Genomic DNA, 15,951 nt, shown 5'->3' on the forward strand with positions numbered 1-15,951 from the left:
CGTCATTTGTTCCTGGCGCGATAGGCGGCGACGGCATTGCGGTTGCCGCATGCGGTGCTGCAGTAGCGACGGGATCGGTTGCGCGACAGGTCCAGCACGATGCCGTCGCAGTCGTCGTCGGCGCAGCGGGACAGGCGGCTGAGCTCGTCGGAGCGGATCACATCGATCATGGCCATCGCGGTCTCGACAGCGATGCGGACCGGCAGCGCGGCGTCCAGGGGTACCGCGTGGATGTGGTAGTCGACATCGCCGTGCCGGACCAGCTGCGGCAGGGCTCGATGCTGCGCCAGGGTCTCGTTGATCAGCCGCACCGTCGTATCGCGATCGCTGGTCAGCATCCGGCGTAGGGGCGCGCGGATGGCGCGTACCGCAGCCAGCTCCGCGGCGTCGCGGGAGTGCACGCCGGCGTAGGCGTGTTTGACAAAAAACTCGGTGAGCTGGTCGATTTCGGTCAGCGTATCCGGTGCCTCCGCCGAATTCACCAGCTCGACCGCGGCGACCAGCGACGCTTCGGTGTCATGAGCAAAGACCATATTGACATATTACGCGACCGATTTTAGCGTCATTAGCCATGGCGATTATGACTCATGACAGAGCCGGGCGGCGGCTGAGATCCGGACTGATTCTCGCGGTGCTGTCCGCATCCTCGTTCGGGCTGTCCGGACCGCTGGCCCGGGGCTTGATGAACGCGGGCTGGAGTTCGGCGGCGGTGGTGGCGGTGCGGGTGCTGGTCGCCGCCGCGGTACTTTTGCCGTTCGCGGTGCTGCGGCTGCGCGGTGATTGGGAGCTGTTGCGTCGCAATGCATCCCTGATCGTCGCGTATGGCATGCTCGCCGTGGCCGGTACCCAGCTGGCTTATTTCAATGCCGTGGCGCGTATGCAGGTCGGGGTGGCACTGCTCATCGAATACACCGCGCCGGTTGCCGTGGTGGGCTGGCTGTGGCTGCGTCATCGCCAACGTCCCGGTACCACAACGGTTTTCGGCGCACTGCTGGGGATGATCGGCCTGGTGCTCGTCATCGATCTGCGCTCGGGGCTGAGTGCCAGTGGGGCGGGCGTCGTATGGGCGCTGGCCGCGATGGTCGGGGCCGCTGCCTATTTCGTGCTCTCCGCCCATGGCGATGGCACGCTACCGGGCACGGTGCTCGCGGCCGGTGGTCTGCTCGTCGGCGGACTCGCCCTGCTGGCGGCGGGCGCGGTCGGCATCGTCCCCCTGCACGCCAGCACCGATCCCGTTGTCTTCCAAGACTTCACCGTCTCATGGTGGCTTCCGGTGCTGGCGCTGGGCACGGTATGCGCAGCCATCGCCTATGTCACCGGAATCGCCGCCACCCGCCTGCTCGGCTCCCGCCTTGCCTCGTTCGTCGCCCTGTTCGAAGTCCTTGCCGCGCTGGCCTTCGCCTGGACCCTGCTCGGCGAGGCTCCTCGTCCCGTCCAGTTGCTGGGCGGTGCGCTCATCCTCATCGGAGTCGTCATCGTCCGCCAAGGGGAGACCGATCCCGATACCGCGGTAATCGATAGGTGAACGCCCCCGGCGGGCATCCGCCGAGGGCGATACGGAACTACTGAGCGGCGCTCTGGCGCTTCGGCAGCTTCCAACCCGCCCGCGGGAAGTGGCAGGTGTAGCCGTCCGGGTAGCGCTCCAGGTAATCCTGGTGCTCGGGCTCGGCCTCCCAGAACGCACTTGCCGGGGTTACCTCGGTGACCACCGGGCCCGGCCACAGCCCCGATACGTCGACATCGGCAATGGTGTCCAGCGCGATCCGCTTCTGCTCGTCATCGAGGTAGAAGATCGCCGAACGGTAGCTGGTACCGATATCGTTGCCCTGGCGGTCCTTCGTCGTCGGATCGTGGATCTGGAAGAAGAACTCCAGCAGCGCCCGGTAGTCGGTCAGTGCCGGGTCATAGACGATTTCGATGGCCTCGGCATGCCCCGGGTGATTGCGATAGGTCGGGCGATCGTTGCGCCCGCCGGTGTAGCCGACGCGCGTGGACAGCACTCCCGGCTGCCTACGAATCAGATCCTGCATGCCCCAGAAGCATCCGCCCGCGAGAATCGCCTTCCGCGTGTCGCTCACGCGTCCTCCTTCGTGAAAAGAGTTCGGTACTGCCCATAACCTTCCGCCTCGAGATCGTCGAGGTGGATGAACCGCAGCGCCGCCGAATTGATGCAGTAGCGCAGCCCGCCCGCCGCACGCGGCCCATCGGTGAACACATGCCCGAGATGGCTGTCACCGTGCGCCGAACGCACCTCGGTGCGGATCATCAGATGACTGAGGTCCCGCTTCTCTACCACATTCTCGGTATCGATCGGCTTGGTGAAACTCGGCCACCCGCTGCCACTGTCGAACTTGTCGACCGAGGCGAACAACGGCTCACCGGACACCACATCCACGTAGATACCCGGCTCGTGATTGTCCCAGTATTCGCCGGTGAATGCCCGCTCGGTCCCGTTCGCCTGCGTGACCTGGTACTGCTCAGGCGACAGCGCGGCGATCGCCGCAGGATTCCGGTTGTATTCCCGTGCCACATGACCTCCTCATATCGGCCCCACGTACAACCGGCGTCGAGGCTCGGAAAGTCCCCGCCCGGCCGCGCGTCACACTTCGGTCATAAATCCGGCCGTGCGCGGTTCGAACTGCCATTTTCCGCAGCTCTGATCATCGTTCCATTATCGCCGGATGTGCGGTGCGAGCCGACCGATCCTGTTGTCGGGCCGGGCGCCGGCTGTATCGGGAGGCGTTGTCGACGCAGTCGACACCTTCGACACGACGCGCCCGAACATTCGGGAATCGGCCTGATCGCGCGCCGTGGCCGAGTGGCCTCGCGATGGTTCGGAGGCGTGCGGGAGCGGCGGCGGGCGGCGCCGAAGGGTGGCGTGCCGCGATTCGGCGTGAACGGCCGCCGCCGGGGCGCGGCCGCGGCATAGGGTTCACTCATGACGAGCAACCCGTTCTTCGAGCGCAGTGCGCTGCCGTATGAACTGCCGACGTTCGCCGAGATCGGTGAGGAGCACTATCTGCCTGCGTTCGAACGGGGGATGGCGGAGCAATTGGCCGAGGTGGCCGCCGTCACCTCGGTCGATGCGGCGCCGACATTCGCGAATACGATTGTGGCACTGGAACGTTCGGGGGCAGTGCTGACTCGGGTGTCCAATGTGTTCTTCAATATCGTCGGCTCGGATTCCACGGCGGGGACCGATGCGATCGAGGCCGAGGTGTCGCCGCGCTTGGCGGCGCATTGGGATGCGATCTATCTCGATCCCGCGCTTTTCGGGCGCGTCGATGACCTCTACCAACGCAGGGACGAGCTGGGATTGGATCCCGAAGAGGCGCGGCTGTTGGAGCGATACCACATTCGGTTCGTGCGGGCAGGGGCCCGCCTGGATGCGGCTGGACAGGCGCGGCTGCGTGAGCTGAATGCGGAACTCGCCACGGCGGCAACGGAATTCGGTCAGAACGTGCTGACGGCAACCAATGGTGCGACGGTGCTGGTCGAGCGGGCCGAGGAACTGGCGGGGCTGGGACCGGCCGCGGTCGCGGCGGCCGCCGAAAATGCACGGTCGCTGGGGCAGGGCGGAGTGTGGGCGCTGCGTCTGCAGAACGTTTCCAATCAACCCGTTTTGGCCGAGTTGGCCGATCGGGAGGTGCGGCGGCGGGTGATGGCGGCTTCGCTGGGGCGTGGGCTGGACGACAACGGCCCGCTCGCGGTGCGGATGGCAGCGCTGCGGGCCGAGCGGGCGGCATTGCTCGGGTATTCCGATCACGCGGCGTATGTGGTGGCGGATCAGACCGCGAAAACCGCTGCGGCGGTGGAGGAGATGCTGGGGCGTTTGGTGTCGCCCGCGGTGGCCAATGCCGAGCGGGAGGCGGCCGAACTCGCGGAGACGATGCGGGCCAGCGGCAACGATGGCGAGCTCGAATCCTGGGATTGGCAGTTCTGGTCGGAAAAGGTTCGGGCCGAGCGGTTTTCGGTGGATGGGGAGGCATTGCGTCCCTATTTCGAGCTCGAGCGGGTCTTGCGCGATGGCGTATTCTTCGCCGCCGAGCAGGTGTACGGGATCACCTTCCGTGAGCGTGCGGATCTGGTCGGGTACCACCCGGAGGTCCGGATCTTCGAGGTGTTCGATGCGGACGGCACCGCTCTCGGGCTGTTCCTCGCCGACTTCTTCGCGCGCCCGTCCAAGCGCGGTGGCGCGTGGATGAACGAATTGGTCAGTCAGTCAAGGCTTTTGGGGACGCAGCCGGTGGTGGTCAACAACCTCAATATCGTCAAGCCACCCGCGGGTGAACCCGCGCTGCTCACCTGGGACAACGTCCGGACGCTCTTCCATGAGTTCGGGCATGCGCTGCACGGTCTGTTCTCGAATGTGCGATACCCGTTCTTCGCCGGAACCGCAGTGCCGCGAGATTTCGTCGAATTCCCCTCGCAGGTGAACGAGATGTGGATGTCGCGACCGGAAGTGCTGGCCAACTACGCCAGGCATATCGAAACCGGCGAACCGATGCCCGCCGAACTCGTCGAACGCATGGAGGCCGCGGAGCGATTCGGCAAAGGCTTCAAAACCGTCGAGTACCTCGGCGCGACGCTGCTGGACTGGGCCTGGCACCGCATACCCGCACCCGAGGCGCTGGCCGGGACCGATGCCGAGACCTTCGAGGAGCAGGCACTGCGCAAGGCGGGGCTGGCCATCGATGCGATTCCACCGCGATACCGCACCGGCTACTTCCAGCACATCTTCTCCGGCGGCTACGCCGCGGGCTACTACTCCTATATCTGGAGCGAGGTCCTCGACGCCGACACCGTCGAATGGTTCAACGAAGGCGACGCATCGATCCGCGAAAAGGGCGAACTGTTCCGCCGCGAACTGCTCTCCCGGGGTGGCTCGGTGGACCCCATCGAGGCCTTCGAATCCTTCCGCGGCCGCACCCCGGAAATCGCCCCTCTCCTCATCCGCCGCGGCCTGCTCAACTGACGCCACCAGGCGAATATCGATGCGGCGCGAGGAATCCTGACGCTGGAACCGGCTGTGCTGCAGCCGGTTCCAGCGCCGGTCGGCTATCCGAACAAGCCGCCGAGGACGCCGCCGCTCTGACCGGCCTCCTGGCCGCCGCCGGTGCCGCCGATGAGACCGCCCGGGGGCAGTTCGGAGGGCTGGACGATGACGAAGCCGCGACCGGAGAAGGACAGGGTCAGGCCCTCGCCGGTGCTGCGGCCGATGAGGCGGCCGAGGCCGAAGGAGTCGTTGCGTTTGATGCCGGTGGACAGGCTTGACGACCAGGCGACCGCGGCTTGCGGGTCGGCGTAGGTGGGCTGGTCGACATTGAGGACGACCGGCGAGCCGTGGGTGGTGATGGCGATGCGTCCACGCCCGGTGAAGACGCAGTTGAAGAAGCCCGCGTTGCTGGCGAAACCGGCTGCGCCCTGGACCCTTTGGATGTTGTAGGACAGCGACGTATCGAAGGCGAGCACATTCGCGCCATTGATGGTCAGACCGTCGGTGCCGTCGAGGTCGACGGTGTGCACATCGGCGGCGGCATTGGCGAGGAACAGATCGCCGCGGCCGGAGACCTGCATCAGCGGGACACCCTCGCCGGTGAGGCGCTGTTGGATGGCGCGGCCGATGCCGCCCGAGCCGAGCGCCTTGAAGTGCAGATCGCCCTGGTAGGCGACCATCGACCCGGCCCGCGCCATGGTCTCCCCATTGACGGCGACCTTGATCATCTTGCCGCCCTGCTTCTGGATGCCGATGCCGTTCACTTCGGCGTGGGTCGGATTGAACAGTTCGCTCTGCATCGGCAGCGCTCCTTGCTGGGGTGAAGACATCGGTGGGGGCGGCGGCGCGGCGGGCGGGGAATAGGCGGGCGGCGCGGAATACCCGGCCACGGGCTGAGCCGGAGCAGATGGCGGCATTGTGGGCGCGGGCGGCGTCTCGGGTTCATCGTCGATATTCACACCGAACGCCGTCGCGATCCCGGCCAGCCCATTGTCATAGCCCTGCCCGACCGCGCGCACCTTCCAGGCATCGCCGCGCCGGTAGATCTCCACGCACACCACGGCGGTCTCGGTGCTGAGCCCGGTCATCGGAAAGGACAGTGTCCCGGTATCGGATCCGATCGTCGCGGTCAGCGAACTCGCGCCGGCGAAGGTCGGCGGGCCATTGCCGTCGAGGCTGGCCGTGACCACCACCTTGTCGACATTTGCGGGCAGCGCGGAGGTCACCACATCCACCATGTCGCCCGCGCCGCGCCCGTGTCGGTAGGTGACACCGGGTCCGACCGGCTGATTGAAGAAGACGAAGTCGGCATCGGAGCGGACCCGCCCGTCGGCCCCGAGCAGCAGCGCCGACACATCGACCGGTGCGGCACAGGTGACGGTCACGGTCATCCGATCGCCGGGCGCGGGTCGATTCTCCCCGCGAGCGAGTGCGGTCACGGCGGACCGCCCCGGTCGATATGTCCGAGTGGCATGCGATTCACGGGATCAAGTGTGTCCCGAGTCCGGTCCGCGCGCCACTATCCCGGGCGCGTTCGGTGATGTCGTGGTCACCGCCGCAGCGGGGGGTAGCCCTTCAGGTCCGGCCATGGCGGCCTGCGCAGCACCGCGAGTGTGGCGATGACCGCGGTCAGCAGGCCGATCAGCGCGATTCGCGTCACATCGACCGCGGGCGTCCACACGACCTGCCCGCCATGAACGACGAATACGCCGAGCGGGTACGTGCCGCGCAGTAAACTGCCGGTCCGGGCGACGGTGATGACGGTTGCGCCATCGGAAGTGTCGTATGGCTGGCCGAAGACAAGCGCATCATCCTCGACCGCCGGATGTCGACTCAGCGGGTTTCGAAGCATCTATATCCACTCCTCTGCTCTGGAATCGGCTGGTGCACAACCCCCTTGGAGTATCGACGTGACGGCGAGACGTGGCAAGCCGTGGCACGACATATGTCCAGCTGTGGGGCTAGGTGTGAGTTCGGATGTGGTACCAAGTTGCGGGATCGAGGGTGCGAGGCGAATGGGTTCGGTGGCGAGGCTTATGCGGTGGTTGGTGCTGATAGCGGTCGGGGCCGCGCTGATCATCGTGCCGGGGGCACAGGTCGACCCGGCCCTGCGGTTCGCGCACCAGCGGCTGCACTGGAAGCCTTGCGGTATCGAGGATTTGGACAAGGCGGGGGCCGAATGCGCCGATGTGCTCGTACCGCTGGACTATCTCCGGCCCTACGATCGCACGCTGACGGTGGCGATCTCCCGGGTCAGGGCCACCGATCCGGGCCAGCGCCAAGGGATCCTGCTTGCCAATCCGGGCGGTCCGGGCGCATCGGGTTTGGACAGTGTGGATCTGCTGGGTGACGTGCTTTCACCGCAGGTGCGGGCGCGTTTCGATCTGATCGGCATGGATCCGCGCGGCGTCGGCGAGTCCGGGCGAACTCCGCGCTGCGGGTGGCCCGTCGGCGAAATGATCCATTCGGCGGGACTGGATCCTGCGGGCTTCGCGCGCGAAACCACGCTGGCGGCGAATATGGCCGCGAGCTGTGTTGCCGATGATCCGGCGAAATTACGCCAGCTCACCACCCGCAATACCGCCCGCGATATGGACATCATCCGAGCCGCCCTTGGCGAACCGAAGATCAGCTACTTCGGCGTCTCCTATGGCACCTATCTCGGCGCGGTGTTCACTCAGATGTTCCCGGAGCGCAGCGATCGGATCGTGCTGGACAGCGCGATCGATCCGGACCGGTATTGGGAAGGCCTCGTTCAGGATTGGGGTGCCTCGGATGAGCAGGGGTTCGATGACTGGTCGAACTGGGTTGCAGGACAGGATGATACGTATCACTTCGGCCCGACGCCGACCGAGGTGCGTGCCACGGTGTCGGAGCTCTTGGCCGCGGCGGCACGTCAGCCGATTGTGATCGACGATTTCCCGATCGACGATCATTGGCTGCCATTTCTATTGCACAACATGGTGACCGACTTCCGGCGCAACCAAGCACTGGCCGAGACGATTCGGGAGATCGCGGACGCGGTGGGCGGTCCGCCCGTGGCGGCGCGAGCGCCGCGGCTGCACATCATGCTGCAGGCATTGCGATCCGAGGAGAACTCGGCGCTGGCCCAGATCGCCTGCGGCGATGCCGCGGCGCCAACCGATCCGGCCTGGTACTCGAGAAATATCGAAGCCAGCCGCGCCAGCCAACCGATCTTCGGGGCGTTCGCCAACAATATTCAGCCGTGCGCGTACTGGCCGAGACCCGTCGAACCCGCCACCACCGTTCGGAATTCGGTCCCCGTGCTCATCCTGCAGGCGACCGGAGACGCCAGGACACCGTACGCCCACGGTGTTGGGCTACATCAGCACCTGTCCGGATCTCGCCTGGTCACCCTGCAGGATGTCCGCATCCACATGACATTCCGGCCCGAACTGAGTGCCTGCGTGAACAACGCGATCAATAACTACTACGACACGGGTGTCCTGCCACCCGCCGATATCACCTGCTACGCCGATCGACCAGCCGAATAGGAATCAACCGGGCACCACCGCCCACGAGTGATACGTCGATGCCGCATTCCACAGGAAGAAGCTATTGGTTCCGGCGGCGGCCGCGGCATCGATCTGCGCCTTGACCTCGCCATCGCCGTAATTCACCCCGAGGCTGAAATCCTGCAGCCACGGAATGACCTTGGCCCCGGTGCCTTTGGTCTGCTCGAAGAAGTCGGCCAATGACCGGAACACGATGTCATACGGCTGCGAGTTGGGGTTCCCGACACCGTACTCACCCGGATTCCAGTGCGAGGGATAGAGCATCGGCGCCACATAGTCCACGTACCGAGCGATCGACGGAATGTCCTGTGCGATCTCATCCGGCCGGGTCGCGGCGATACCGAATACCGCGGCGCTGAGGTTGGCGCCATTATCGCGCACCGGATCCCGGCTCTCGTGCAGGAACTCCGCGATCGATGCGCTCGGAGTCTCGGTCAACCCGGGGAACTGCATCTGCGACAGCGGACCGTCTGGTCGCCGGACATAGTCGTACATAATGCCGTCGAATCCGAGCCCGGCCGCCTCGCTCGCGAGATCGATATTGTATTTGCGGATTTCCGGATTGGCGAAGTTGGTGAACGCGATCGCACCGTACTTACTGGCATACGGCTGGCCGGACGGATTCTGAATGACCCAGTCCGGATGTCCTTCGCGCCAAGCCCATCCGGCCATGGTCGGGTCACGGAATGCGACGATCCGGCCGACCACGCGCAGATTCATATCGTGCAGTTGCCGCAGTGCGGCGCGCACATCGTAGATCCCGGCGGCGGCACCGGCTTGCCGTGCCAGCGGCACCTGCGAGTCGTAGCCGATAATGCCGTCCTCGTCCTTGATATCGAGCTGAACGGTGTCGATGCGTCCCTCCCGCGCCATATCCAGCACGGGTTCGCGCAAGCCCGCATAGGCCCATCCGTAGGCGGTCACATGCACGGCTTTGACCCTGGGTGCGTCGACCGATGTCGTAATGGCCTGCGTCGCCTTATTTCCCGCGGCGTCGACCGCGACCACCTCGCCGCCGACCGGCGCGCGCGGCAGTGTGATCTCGAACGAACCGTCCGCGGCCGGCGTCACCGACTGAGTGCCGACCGACACCCGAATCGCACCGGATTCCTTGCCGCGCAACGTGATCGACTGACGATAGGATGCGACGTTGCCCGGCTGGGTCAGTTCGAGTTTCGGCGCTTCGGTATCCACGGTGAAGGTTGCGGTGGCCCCCGGACCGGTGCTCAACAGGCCGAGTATGCCCCCGCGCGGGATCTCGGCGGTGAACCTGTGGTCGCCGTCGGTGAGGTGTCCGGGCCGGAATACCACGGTGTCACCGTCAGCGGTGCCGGTCACCGCTTTGCCGTCGAGTTCGAGTCGCATGGCGTGGGGGTCGTGGCCGTGCGCGTCCACCCGCAACGCCAGACCGGCCAGTGCGTTCGCGTTCACCACCCCATCCGGTAGTCCGGACAGTGCCAGACCCGTGGGTTCGGCCCGATTGGCGCCGATGATCACGGAGGCGATGAGAATTGATAGAGCCGCGATAACCGCTACTGCGGCCAGTCGCCATCGTCCGGTAATTCGGACCAATTTGTCCAACGCGCACACCAACTTTCATCTGTTGCTATCGCCTAACTATCTACCTCGGACAGCGCTGATGGGCGGGCATATTCCGATTCGCAACCGAGATTCCCTGCCGCCGCGTACCGTTCGAACCGTGGTGCGACGCGCGGCTATCGGAGCTCGGGTCGTCCTGTCCGCCTTGATGTTCGCGACCGTCAGCGCATGTGGTTCGGCGGCCGACCCTGTCCCCGCAGCGGTCGAAATCGTGTCCGCTTCGGCGACGACACCGACACCGATGCCGGACCCGGCTTCGGTCGGTGCCAATGAGCTCGGGCTCGTGCCCATCCTCATGTACCACCAGGTCACACCGGCACCGGCTGGCGAATACGACCAGACGCCGGAGAAGTTTCGCGCCGAACTCGAACGGCTGTATCGCGAGAACTATCGTCCGGTGACCGTCGCCGACTACATCGCCGGTCGCATCAATATCCCCGCGGGCACCCACCCGGTGGTGCTGACCTTCGACGACTCCACTGTCACGCAGCTCCGCTTCGCCGAGGACGGAAAGGTGGCCCCCGATACCGCGATCGGAATTCTCGAGGAGTTCCGCGCGCGCCATCCGGACTTCGCACCCACCGCGACCCTCTATGTCAACAACGACCCGTTCGCCGATGACGGGCGCGCACTGCCCTGGCTGGCCGCGCACGGCTACGAGATCGGCGCCCACACCGCGAACCACGCGAACCTCGCCAGCCTGGACAGCACCGGCGTCCAACGGGAACTGGCCGCGAACGTGCGCGCGATCGAGTCCGCGGTGCCCGGCTATCGGGTGCGCACCATGGCGTTACCGCTCGGCATCTTCCCGCGCGAGCGCGGACTCGCCACCGCGGGCAGTTGGGACGGCGAGCCCTACACCTTCGAGGCGGTGCTGCTGGTCGGCGCCGAGCCGGCGCCGTCCCCATTCGGCCGGGTCGATCCCGCCGGTATCCCGCGCATCCGATCCGGGAGGAATGAGGTCGACTTCGCCGCGGCCTACTGGCTCGATCGCCTCGACCAGCATCCGGACCAGCGCTTCACCTCCGACGGCAACCCGAATAAGATCTCGGTCCCCGAACAGCTTGCCGATGAACTGAATCCACGCTGGCGCGATCAGCTCAATCCGTATTGACAAACATCGACTAGCCGATTTGCTGCTGGCTGGGTGTCGGTCGTCCGGCAACCGGTCACCAGCCCGTTTCGAGCTGCGCGGCCATATGTATATTAGCCACCGCAACGAGTTACAGGGGATCAGCGAGTGGGGGCAGATCGCTTGTGGCGCAGTATGCCATCGCTCGACCGGCTCGACTCAGGTTTCGAGAGAACTTCCACCACGGATAGCCGATCAGAACTAGGGCTCAAAATATGACGAATGCGACCACCCAGGCACCGGCAACGCCGCCGGACCTGGATGCCGGTGAGGGTACGTCACTGTCGCACCGGCAGATCCTGACCATCCTGTCCGGTCTGTTGCTCGGCATGTTCCTCGCCGCGCTGGATCAGAACATTGTGAGCGTCGCCATTGTGCGGATTGCCAACAGCCTGGACGGATTCGATGAACAGGCCTGGGCGACCACGGCGTATCTGATCACCGCGACGATCACCACGCCGCTCTACGGCAAACTGGCCGATATCTACGGCCGAAAGCCGTTCTACCTCACCGCGATCGGACTGTTCGTCATCGGCTCGGTGGCCTGCACCTTCGCCACCTCGATGTACGAACTCGCCGGATTCCGCGCCTTCCAGGGTCTCGGCGCCGGCGGGCTGATGTCGCTGGCCTTCACCATCATCGGCGATATCGTGCCCGCCCGGGAGCGGGTGCGCTACCAGGGCTATTTCATGATGGTCTTCGGTACCGCCACCGTGCTCGGGCCGGTGCTCGGCGGCTTCTTCTCCAACTACGACCAGCTCTGGGGTGTCGAGGGCTGGCGCTGGGTCTTCCTGGTCAATGTGCCGATCGGTGTGCTCGCGCTCGGTGTGGTCGCCAAGGTGCTGAATGTGCCGCATCAGCGTCAGCAGCACCGCATCGACTGGTTTGGCGCGGTCGCGTTGACGACCTGCGTGGTGCCGCTGCTGATCGTCGCCGAACAGGGCCGGGACTGGGGATGGGGTTCGCAGCGCGCGCTGATCTGCTACGGGATCGGTGCTGCCGGGTTGCTGCTGTTCCTGCTCGTCGAATTCCTGATGAAGGATGCGGCGCTGATTCCGTTGCGGCTGTTCAAGAATTCGACCTTCAGTGTGACCATTGCGGGCGGGTTCATCGTCGGTGTCGCGATGTTCGGCGCGATTGTCATGGTGCCGCAGTACTTCCAGGTGGTGCGCGGGTATTCTCCGACCAAATCGGGTCTGCTGATGCTGCCGCTGGTGCTCGGCATCATGTTCGGCTCGCAGCTCGCCGGGCTGATCACCAAATTGACCGGGCGCTACAAGGTGCTGCCGGTGATCGGAACCTTCGTCATCGCGGTCGGGTCGGCCCTGTACGGACAGGTGCACTACGACAGCCCGCTGTGGCAGCCGCTGGTCTACGGCGGTGTCATCGGCTTCGGCCTCGGTGGCTGCATGCAGACGCTGATCATCGCGGCGCAGAATGCGGGCCCGCGCTCGGATATGGGTGTTTCGACCGCGTCGGCGACCTTCTTCCGGCAGATGGGCGGCACCCTTGGCGTCGCGGTATTCCTGACCATCCTGTTCAATCTGTTGCCGCACCGGATCATCGATGCGTTCGGCGGAGCGCTGCCCGCCGGATTCGACGCTGCGCAACTGAGCACCATGCAGAGCAATACCAGTGGGATCGCGGCGCTGCCGGACGAACTGAGGGTGCCCATCCTGATCGGGTTCACCGATGCCATGCACGGCGTCTTCTATGTCGCCTCGGGTGTGGCACTGCTTGCCTGTCTGGTGCTGATGTTCATGAAAGAGATTCCGCTGCAGGACAATCCGGTGCCCGCACCGGAGCCGGTCACCTTGGATGCCGAATCGAGCTGGGACGAGGCGCAGGTCTGGGAGGGGGCCGCGGAGGTGGTCTCCGAGCCCGAACCGGTGCTTGTGGGTGCGGTCAGCAGACATGTTTCGGTGGCGCACGACGGCAATGGTGTGTATGTGGCCGCGGTTGTGCCGCAGTCGTTTTCGAGCAGCGAGTACGAAGGCCGCACGATCGGCGGGCGGATCGGGCGTGCGGACGGCAGACCGGTGCCGGGGGCGGTGCTGACCCTCATCGACCAACGCGGCAAACAGGTTTCGCGGACGACCGGCGATGCCGACGGCGGCTACCTCATCGGTGCGCCCGCGGCGGGCAACTATGTCTTGATCGCCTCGGCGACCGGACATCGACCGGAGGCGGTCAGCGTCGCCGTTGGACAGCGGTCACAGCTGCTCGACCTGACCCTCACCGGTTCCGGTGAATTGTCGGGCGTGGTCCGGTCGGCCGGTCGCGGCACTCCGCTATCCGGCGCCACCGTCACATTGACCGATGTACACGGCGAGGTCGTCGGGGCCGCCATTACCGCGGGCGATGGCACCTACGCCTGTCACGGCGTCGTCTCGGGCACCTACACCCTGGTGGCCGTCGCTGAGCACATGCGCCCGAGCGCGATCACACTTACCGTGCCCGACAGCGGTCTGCTGCGCCACGATATCGATATGGCATCGATGGCCGTACTCGCGGGATCAGCCTGGGCCGACGGCGACCGAGCCGTCCCGGATATCCAGATCACGGTGCTGGATGCGGCAGGAGATCTGACCGCCACCGCCCGCACCGATGCCAATGGCCGCTATCTGGTCACCGACCTGGCCGAGGGCCAGTACACGGTGATCGCCCGCGGTTACCCAGCGATCAGCAGCCGAGTCACGGTGTCCGGCGGCGAAGTCACCCACGACGTCCGTCTCGCCTACGAGCCCGACGACGCCGATCAGCACTGACGCAACGCTCGGTCCGCCGCCGCCAGCTGCACGATGCTGCGCATCAGGTCGAGGTTGTCGACGGCGGCCAGGTGCGTCAGCAGCGGTGCGGGCTCGGTGTTATCAGTCGACGTGCGGCAGCACCTCCGCGGCGATCCGCTCCATCTGCGCGGCCTCGTCGAAGAGTGGATTGATCAGGATCATTTCGGCACCGGCCGCGGCCACCTCGCGCAGGCCCCGCACGCAGTCCTTGGGCGTTCCGTGCACCGCGACCGGCAGCAGGGTCTTGCCGAATTCGCCGTAGAAATCGATCAGGGCGGCGGCCATGCGCTGTTCGGCCCGCACGGGGTCGTCGTCCACCGCGATGTAGACGCGCTTGGCGATGCGGAAATCCGCTGGGGCGCCGGAGGTTTCGGCAAGGGTTTCGTGCACGAACCGCACCTGCTCGGCGAACTTCGCCGTCGTGGTCGAGCCCGCGCCGAAGAATCCGTTGCCCTGCCGGACCGCACGCCGCAGCGCGGCGGGCGTGCTGCCGCCGAACCACAGTGGGGGATAGGGCTTCTGGAACGGTTTGGGCTCCATGGTGGCGTCCGACAGCTGCCAGAACCGGCCGTCGATATCGATCCGCGGCTGGGTCCACAGCGCCTTCATGACCCGCAGGTGTTCGTTGAAGCGGGTGACCAGGTTGTCGGCGGGGTCGACGTCGAAGGCGGAGAACATCCGGTTGCGGCCGCCGATGCCGACGCCGATCTCCAGCCGTCCGCGGGTGAGCTGGTCCAGTGTGCTGATGCGTTTGGCCAGGTGGACCGGGTTGTGCAGCGGCGTCACGAACACCGCGCAACCGAAGCGCAGGCGGTCGTTGAGGGCAGCGGCGAAGGTCAGCAGTTCGATCGGACTCAGATTGGGCGCCGAGCCGAGCAGCTGCTCGGTCGTCCACGCGCTTTCGAAGCCGAGCGCTTCGGCTCGGTCCAGATATTCCCGCAGGTAGGCCGGTTGGAAGGTGCCGTCGGGGAGCAGCTGCGGCACCGAGATGGCGTATCGCATCATCTGAGCCTAGCCCGTGTCCGCACCATCCGGACGGGCGATCTTGATGGAGACTTGAACACGCCGGTAACTCGACTGTAACCGCCCGGCGAGCCGAAACCGCGCCGGTGTGGATAATTGTCTGAAAGTCGTTATCCCAGAGAGGAAATCACCGCCGTGCGGCAGTTCTGCAGAGCCGTCTTCTTGGACGCTGACCACGAGCTGATCGGGTATTTGGAACCCAAGGTCGGGTTCATGAAACAGGCCTGGATCGGCGACGATTTCGTCCAGGGGGTGGAGCGCCTGTTGACCGTGCCGACCCGTGTGGTGTGGGCCGGACCGCAGCCCCATCCACAGGGCGTACCGACCGATAAGAGTCTGTACGACAAGGCCGTCTCCGTGGCCCCGCTCGTGGCGCCGCGATACGGCTTCATCGGCCGCTACATCCTCAACCACGACAAACGCACCTATGTCGACAAGGCAGCCGTGCTGGGCGGCGACGGTGAGCGCATCCACCCGCTGCCGATGCTGACCGCCGAGGGCGCGGGTTGCGACGGCGGCCGCACCGGCGGTGATGCCGCGCTGGTCGGTGCGTGGGCGGGAGACCGGATCTCGCTGAGCGCCACGGTGCCCGCCGGATTCGAGCCGCTGAACTACGACCTCGTGCCGAACTAGCCCATGGTCGACGACGGTCGACCATAACCGCTCGACGCGTGGTACGGAGGCATCCCATGCAGGTGCGTTACAGCCCTTACGATTTCGATGTGCACGGAGGGCCCGTACCCGTACTACGCCCGGCTGCGTGACCAGGCGCCGGTCTTCCGCAACGAGACCGACGACTTCTGGACGCTTTTGCGGCACGCGGATGTGCGTGCCGCACTGCGGAATTCGGATCGATTCGGCCAACAACCATGGCTT

13 protein-coding genes and 1 pseudogene are annotated in these 15,951 nt (G+C 65.7%); 7 read left to right on the forward strand and 7 right to left on the reverse strand.

All coding sequences use genetic code 11. The features are described from left to right. Positions 1-2: 2 nt before the first annotated feature. On the reverse strand, positions 3-533 hold the full coding sequence (locus ABZ293_RS13970; RefSeq protein WP_355180473.1) for a CGNR zinc finger domain-containing protein: 531 nt from the start codon (positions 531-533) through the stop codon (positions 3-5). A 38-nt stretch (positions 534-571) separates the two neighbouring features. Between ABZ293_RS13970 and ABZ293_RS13975 the strand changes: the two genes are divergently transcribed. Next, on the forward strand, positions 572-1,525 hold the full coding sequence (locus ABZ293_RS13975; RefSeq protein WP_355180474.1) for a DMT family transporter: 954 nt from the start codon (positions 572-574) through the stop codon (positions 1,523-1,525). Positions 1,526-1,562: 37 nt separating this feature from the next. Here the strand turns inward: ABZ293_RS13975 and msrA are convergent, their stop codons facing one another. Next, positions 1,563-2,078 (reverse strand): peptide-methionine (S)-S-oxide reductase MsrA, encoded by a 516-nt coding sequence (gene msrA, locus ABZ293_RS13980; protein WP_354951254.1) that lies wholly within the window; start codon positions 2,076-2,078, stop codon positions 1,563-1,565. Next, positions 2,075-2,530: a peptide-methionine (R)-S-oxide reductase MsrB gene (msrB, locus tag ABZ293_RS13985; RefSeq protein WP_354951252.1), complete on the reverse strand. Its 456-nt coding sequence runs from the start codon at positions 2,528-2,530 to the stop codon at positions 2,075-2,077. Before msrB ends, msrA begins: the two co-directional genes overlap by 4 nt. Positions 2,531-2,938: 408 nt before the next feature. On the opposite strand from msrB, the gene ABZ293_RS13990 reads away from it, so the two are divergent. Continuing rightward, a complete protein-coding gene (locus tag ABZ293_RS13990) occupies positions 2,939-4,975 on the forward strand; it encodes a M3 family metallopeptidase (RefSeq protein WP_355180476.1) in 2,037 nt (678 codons plus the stop codon). A gap of 83 nt (positions 4,976-5,058) precedes the next feature. Here ABZ293_RS13990 and ABZ293_RS13995 read toward each other — a convergent pair whose 3' ends face one another. After that, entirely contained in the window at positions 5,059-6,435 is a 1,377-nt protein-coding gene (locus tag ABZ293_RS13995) for an AIM24 family protein (protein WP_355180478.1), read from the reverse strand. Between the two features lie 110 nt (positions 6,436-6,545). After that, on the reverse strand, positions 6,546-6,848 hold the full coding sequence (locus tag ABZ293_RS14000; RefSeq protein ID WP_355180480.1) for a hypothetical protein: 303 nt from the start codon (positions 6,846-6,848) through the stop codon (positions 6,546-6,548). A gap of 163 nt (positions 6,849-7,011) precedes the next feature. Between ABZ293_RS14000 and ABZ293_RS14005 the strand changes: the two genes are divergently transcribed. After that, positions 7,012-8,511 carry an alpha/beta fold hydrolase gene (locus ABZ293_RS14005; protein WP_355180482.1) on the forward strand — a complete coding sequence of 500 codons (1,500 nt, stop codon included), beginning with the start codon at positions 7,012-7,014 and terminating at the stop codon, positions 8,509-8,511. 3 nt (positions 8,512-8,514) lie between these two features. Here the strand turns inward: ABZ293_RS14005 and ABZ293_RS14010 are convergent, their stop codons facing one another. Next, positions 8,515-10,029 carry a putative glycoside hydrolase gene (locus ABZ293_RS14010; RefSeq protein ID WP_355180484.1) on the reverse strand — a complete coding sequence of 505 codons (1,515 nt, stop codon included), beginning with the start codon at positions 10,027-10,029 and terminating at the stop codon, positions 8,515-8,517. 202 nt (positions 10,030-10,231) lie between these two features. Here ABZ293_RS14010 and ABZ293_RS14015 point away from each other — a divergent pair, with 202 nt between their 5' ends. Together ABZ293_RS14015 and ABZ293_RS14020 are read left to right on the forward strand one after the other, a co-directional pair. Continuing rightward, positions 10,232-11,245 (forward strand): polysaccharide deacetylase family protein, encoded by a 1,014-nt coding sequence (locus ABZ293_RS14015; protein ID WP_355180486.1) that lies wholly within the window; start codon positions 10,232-10,234, stop codon positions 11,243-11,245. A 233-nt stretch (positions 11,246-11,478) separates the two neighbouring features. Beyond that, positions 11,479-14,031, forward strand: coding sequence for an MFS transporter (locus ABZ293_RS14020; RefSeq protein WP_355180488.1), 2,553 nt, complete (start codon positions 11,479-11,481; stop codon positions 14,029-14,031). A gap of 102 nt (positions 14,032-14,133) precedes the next feature. Here ABZ293_RS14020 and ABZ293_RS14025 read toward each other — a convergent pair whose 3' ends face one another. Then, positions 14,134-15,054 carry an LLM class flavin-dependent oxidoreductase gene (locus tag ABZ293_RS14025; RefSeq protein WP_355180490.1) on the reverse strand — a complete coding sequence of 307 codons (921 nt, stop codon included), beginning with the start codon at positions 15,052-15,054 and terminating at the stop codon, positions 14,134-14,136. Between the two features lie 183 nt (positions 15,055-15,237). Here ABZ293_RS14025 and ABZ293_RS14030 point away from each other — a divergent pair, with 183 nt between their 5' ends. Both ABZ293_RS14030 and ABZ293_RS14035 read left to right on the forward strand, forming a co-directional pair. Then, the gene (locus ABZ293_RS14030) at positions 15,238-15,708 is read left to right on the forward strand and encodes a hypothetical protein (RefSeq protein WP_355180492.1); all 471 of its coding nucleotides are present in this window, start codon (positions 15,238-15,240) and stop codon (positions 15,706-15,708) included. A gap of 56 nt (positions 15,709-15,764) precedes the next feature. Next, a pseudogene (locus tag ABZ293_RS14035) lies at positions 15,765-15,903 on the forward strand (cytochrome P450); the annotation flags it as partial. Positions 15,904-15,951: the final 48 nt, after the last annotated feature.

The organism is Nocardia sp. NPDC005998 (assembly GCF_040614395.1).
In the GTDB taxonomy this organism is placed as follows: Bacteria; Actinomycetota; Actinomycetes; order Mycobacteriales; family Mycobacteriaceae; genus Nocardia.